At 66.1% G+C, this 5,193-nt stretch carries 3 protein-coding genes; 2 read left to right on the top strand and 1 reads right to left on the bottom strand.

What is annotated here, in order from left to right:
• A partial coding sequence (locus tag RT567_RS13295) for a TonB-dependent receptor domain-containing protein (protein WP_313576779.1) occupies positions 1 to 1,963 on the top strand: 1,963 nt, incomplete at its 5' end.
• A 142-nt stretch (positions 1,964 to 2,105) separates the two neighbouring features.
• Here RT567_RS13295 and RT567_RS13290 read toward each other — a convergent pair.
• A complete protein-coding gene (locus RT567_RS13290) occupies positions 2,106 to 3,872 on the bottom strand; it encodes an oligopeptide:H+ symporter (protein ID WP_313576778.1) in 1,767 nt (588 codons plus the stop codon).
• A gap of 202 nt (positions 3,873 to 4,074) precedes the next feature.
• Between RT567_RS13290 and RT567_RS13285 the strand changes: the two genes are divergently transcribed.
• On the top strand, positions 4,075 to 5,193 hold a 1,119-nt coding region (locus tag RT567_RS13285; protein ID WP_313576777.1), incomplete at its 3' end, for an N-acetyltransferase.

Here is a 5,193-nt window from a genome sequence, read left to right as displayed (position 1 = left end):
CGCCCCCGCCCGCCAGTCGGCCGCGCCCGGCGATCAGGCCGTACTGGTCTTCACCCCCGACTTCTTCGCCGACGCCCGCCCCAACACGGCGCTGGACATGGTCAACCGGGTGCCCGGTTTCTCGGTCAACGACGGCGACGGGGCGCGCGGCTTCGAAGGCGCGGTCGGCAACGTCCTGATCAACGGCTCGCGCCCGGCGTCGAAGAACGACACCGGCTCCAACGTCCTGGGCCGCACCGTCGCCGGCCAGGTCGAGCGTATCGAGCTGATCCGGGGCGGCGCGCCCGGCATCGAGATGCAGGGCTATTCGGTCGTCGCCAACGTCATCCTGAAGAACACCGTCAGCCGCGAGCATATCCTGACCGGCAACGCCTTCCTGTTCGAGGGCGGCCAGGACCTGTTCGGCGGCACCTATCAGTTCACCGAGCGCAAGGGCGATCGCACCTGGGGCGTGACGCTGAGCGACGGCATCTCCAACAGCGATTCCAACGGCGCGGGTCCCCTGCGCCGCGTCGGCCCGAACGGCGAACTGCTGCGGGCCGAGGACTACTACAACGACGGCTACGGCGGCGGGAACTCGATCCGGGGCACCTACGCCGGCCCGCTGATGGGCGGCAAGATCGACCTGACGGCGCGCTACGGCATCAACGACTGGCACAACATCAACCGCCAGACAGCGCCAGGCATCCTGCGCGAGAGCCTGTATGACGAAGACGGCAACAGCGGCGAGTTCGGCGTCGTCTACACCCGCCCCCTGTCCAAGCGGCTGAAGCTGGAAACGCGCTTCATCCATGAGTTTGAGGAGTTCGACAACGTCGCCACGTCGCTGAACCGCGAAGCCGGCGTCGAGGAGCCAATCCAGCGTTTCGCCGCGACCGGCGATTCGTCCGAGACCATCCTGCGCGGCCTGCTGCGCTTTGAGCGGTCCGCCGCCCTGGAGTTCGAAGGCGGGGGCGAGATCGCCTACAACATGCTGGAGGTCGAACAGGCCTATTCGGTCGGCGGATCACCCGTCCCCCTGCCCTCCGCCTCGGTGAAGGTCGAGGAAACGCGCGGCGAACTGTTCGGCAAGGCCACCTGGCGCATCAATCCCAAATGGACGCTGGAAGGCGGGCTGCGGCTAGAATCTTCGACCATCAGCCAGTCGGGCGACGCCGAGCAGGAGAAGAGCTTCTTCTACGCCAAACCGCGCCTGCTGACGACCTGGACGCCGACGGCTGACACCCAGGTCCGCCTGCGCATCGAGCGGACCGTCGGTCAGTTGGATTTCGGCGACTTCGCCGCCTCGGCCGAGCTGGAGGACGAGAACGTCTTCGGCGGCAACGTCAACCTGCAGCCGGAACAGCGCTGGGTCAGCGAGTTGACCTTCGAGAAGCGGTTCTGGGGCGAAGGCATCGTCAGCGTCGGCCTGCGCCACGACGAGATCACCGACGCCATCGACCTGATCCCGCTGGACGGCGGTCTGGCCGCCGTGGGCAACATCGGCGACGGTACGCTGGATCAGCTGGTGCTGAACGTCACCGTCCCGACCGACAAGCTGGGCCTCTCGGGCGGCAAGTTCGGCTTCAAGAACACCTGGAATCACACCGAGGTCACCGACCCGACCACGGGCGAGACCCGCCCCATCTCGGGCATCCGCGCCAGCCAGGCGACCATCACCTTCCAGCAGGACATCACCAGCTGGAAATTGCAGTGGGGCGGCGCCTGGATCCCGCTGCTGGGCCAGAAGGACTATCAGCCGGACCAGATCTCGGGCTGGCGCGGCCACGACTATTACGAGCTGTGGGCTGAATATAAGCCGACGCCGACCCTGGCGATCCGGGGCCAGATCAACCTTTGGGACGACTTCAACGTCGAGCGCACCGTCTTCGGCGATCGTGAGAACCGACCGATCGCCTATGTCGAGAACCGCTTCGTTGACCCGCGCACCTTCTATCAGATCCGCGTGCGCAAGACCTTCTGAGCCATAAGATGAGAACCCTCCGGTCGGCGCTCCGTTCCCCCAACGCGAGGCGGCGCCAGGCGGGCGATCCCGGACCAACTGAAAAGGGCGGCGCCTCCTGCGAGACGCCGCCCTTTCCTTGTGTCAGCAACTGATCAGGCGATCAGTGGATGCCCGCCATGCCCTTCTTGAGGATGGGCGACAGGGCCAGCAGCACCACGCCGACGCCGACGCCGGTCCAGCCTATGGTCCCGAAGATCGAGCCATAGGTCTGCAGCGCCAGTTGCGGGTTGGTGACGACGCCGGCCACGGTGTCCGTGGCGGTGGCGGCGGCGATCCAGCCGGCGACGATGTGGGCCACCGACGACGACAGGAACCACACGCCCATCATCAGGCCGACCACGCGCGCCACCGACAGCTTGGTGATCATCGACAGGCCGACCGGCGACAGACACAGCTCGCCGATGGTGTGGAAGGCGTAGGTCAGGAACAGGATCATCAACGGGACGCGGAACGACTCATTGAAGTTGTTCGCCGCCGCCCACGACAGCAGCAGGAAGCCTGCGCCGACCAGGACCAGGGCGACCGAGAACTTGACCGGGGTCGAGGGCTCGCGGTTGCGCTTGCCCAGCCAGACCCACAGGGCCGCCATGATCGGGCCGCCGATGACGATGATGCCGGGGTTGAACATCTGGGTGTAGCCGGCGTTGAACCAGCTCGGCATCTGCGTCGACTGGTCCGCAAACAGGGTCAGGGACGAACCCGCCTGCTCGAACAGGGCCCAGAACAGCACCGAGAAGAAGATCAGCACCTGGGCGACCAGCATCCGCGAACGCTCGGCGCCGTTCAGGCGGAAGACAGTGTAGCCGACAACCGAAACGAAGGTGACCAGGGCGATCGGGATCAGGATCGTCTGAACGATCTCGTGACGCTGCATCAGCATCCAGATCGGGAAGACGGCGACGATGCCCGCCGTCCAGAAGAAGGCCTCGACCGGCACGCCGAAGATGGAGCGCCCCTTCAGCGGAACCGGCGGTCCGCCACGGCCTTCCAGCCAGGGCGCGCCGATCAGGAAGGTCAGCAGCCCCAACAGCATGCCGAAGCCCGCCAGGCCGAAGCCGTAGGCCCAGCCGTAGGTGAAGCCCAGGTAGGAACAGGCGGCCGTGGCCAGCAGCGAACCCAGGTTGATGCCGACGTAGAAGATGGTGAAGCCGCCGTCGCGACGCGGGTCGTTCTGCTCATACAGAGCGCCCACAACGGTCGAGATGTTGGCCTTCAGGAAGCCCACGCCCATGATGATCAGCGACAGGGCCAGGAACAGGACCGGCTCGCCGAAGGCGGTGTCGCGCTTGGTCTCGACCTTGTAACCGCTGGTCGGGGTGAAGGCGGGGAAGCCTTCGCCAGCCGCGGCGACCGCCGCAGCGTCGGCGGCTAGGGCCGCCGCCGGTTCGGCGCCGACCTTGGACACGCCTTCCGGGGTGATCGAGATCTGGACCCGCTCGTCGCCGTTGACGGCGAACATGGTGCGGTTCTGGTCACGGCCGACGACCTCGATCTGATAGGTGCGCTCGCCAATGGTCAGGCTTTCCTTACCGCCCGAACCTTCGAAGGCCATGGTGAAGTGACCGGCCACCAGCAGCACGGCGCCGATGACCACGGCCTTACGCGCGCCCAGGTATTTGTCGGCGATCATGCCGCCCAGAACAGGCATCAGATAAACTAGGGCGGCGTAGGCGGCGTAGATGCCCTGCGCCTCGGCCGGTCCGAACAGGAAGTGCTGGGTCAGGTACATGACCAGCAGCGCCCGCATTCCGTAATAGGAGAAGCGTTCCCACATCTCCGTGAAGAACAGGATCACCAGCCCCCGCGGGTGACCCAAAAAGGTCTTGCGTGGCGCTTCGAGCGCGCCCCCTGCGTCCGTCGTGCTCAACGGCAAGCTCCATCTCTTGCGCCCCCGACGGGCGCGGAAGCGTGCAGAAACAGCACGGTCACGGATTGCAAACAAGCGTTAACGGCGAAATCCGGCCGTCAGGTCGTCGCATAACGGCCAAACACTTCTCGTTTTGAGGGCGTTTATATCATTATACACTTTTTACGAGAATGCTCCTTACGCCTGCACAAGGAGCCGCTCCATGCCGTTGCGACCGCTGAATGCGTCCGATCTGGAAGCCGTCAATCGGCTGCACCGCAGCGTCTGGTGGCCGGAGCGCTCGATAGCGGGTTGGCGCTGGCTGATGGCCAATCCGGCGGCGGCCGAGATCGACGCCCCACACGGCTGGGTGATCGACCACGGCGCGGGCGCAGAAGCCGTCGTCGGCAATTTCATTCAGCGATTCTGGCGGAACGGCCGCGCCCTGCACGGCGCCACCGGCTATTCCATCGTCGTGCCTCCGGCGCAAAAGGGCCGCAGCCGCGATCTGATCGACGCCTTCATCAATCAGCCCGCCTGCTTCGCCCGGTACACGCTGAACGCGAACGCCCGTTCCAGCCCCCTCTACAAACGGCACGGCATGATCCCCTGGCCGCCCGACGCCCATGCGATGAAGCTGTCCTGGATGATCGACCCCGCCGCCTGCCTCAGCGGGCGCGCCTTGCGCGGCGTGGTCGAGCACGCCCCGGCGATGGCGCAGCTACTGGGCGAACAGCTGTCGCCCTTGCCTCGTCTGCTCAGCGGGCGCGGTCTGCGCCAGGCCGAACGCCGCCTGCCTTCCGCAGTGAGCTTGAACCCCGACCTGTCCGCGCGATCAGACTATGCGCGCTTCTGGCAAGCCCTGCTGGCCGAAGGACGCCTGATCGCAGACCGCAGCCCTTCTATCATGAAATGGCGGCTGTCTGATCCAGATCTAACCGTGCCGCCCCTGACGCTGGCGCACAGGCAGGGCGGACGAATCACGGGATTCGCCGTCGCCATGCTGAACAAACAGACGCCGCTGGAGCCGCCTATCCTCGAAATCATCGACCTGATTGCGCTGGAGAACGACGGAACAGCCATTCAGACTCTGTGCGAAAGCCTGCGCCGCCTGGCGCCGGCTCTGGGCGCCGCCAAGATGCGGCTGCAGGTCGCCTCATCCGAGCTTCAGCACGCCCTGGGCCGGTTCGGCGAACGCGCGCGGCGCGAAGGCGGCTGGGGCCACTGCCATGTCGCTTTCGACGCAGGAATGCAGGACGCGGGCTGGCGGCCCACCCCCTATGACGGCGACTATTCTTTCTGTTTGCGGCCGCTGCCTGCGCGGGCCAGCGCCGCCCTGCGG

This window comes from Brevundimonas sp. (assembly GCF_032107865.1).
Lineage (GTDB): Bacteria > Pseudomonadota > Alphaproteobacteria > Caulobacterales > Caulobacteraceae > Brevundimonas.
This window is presented reverse-complemented; position numbering and strand designations above follow the sequence as displayed.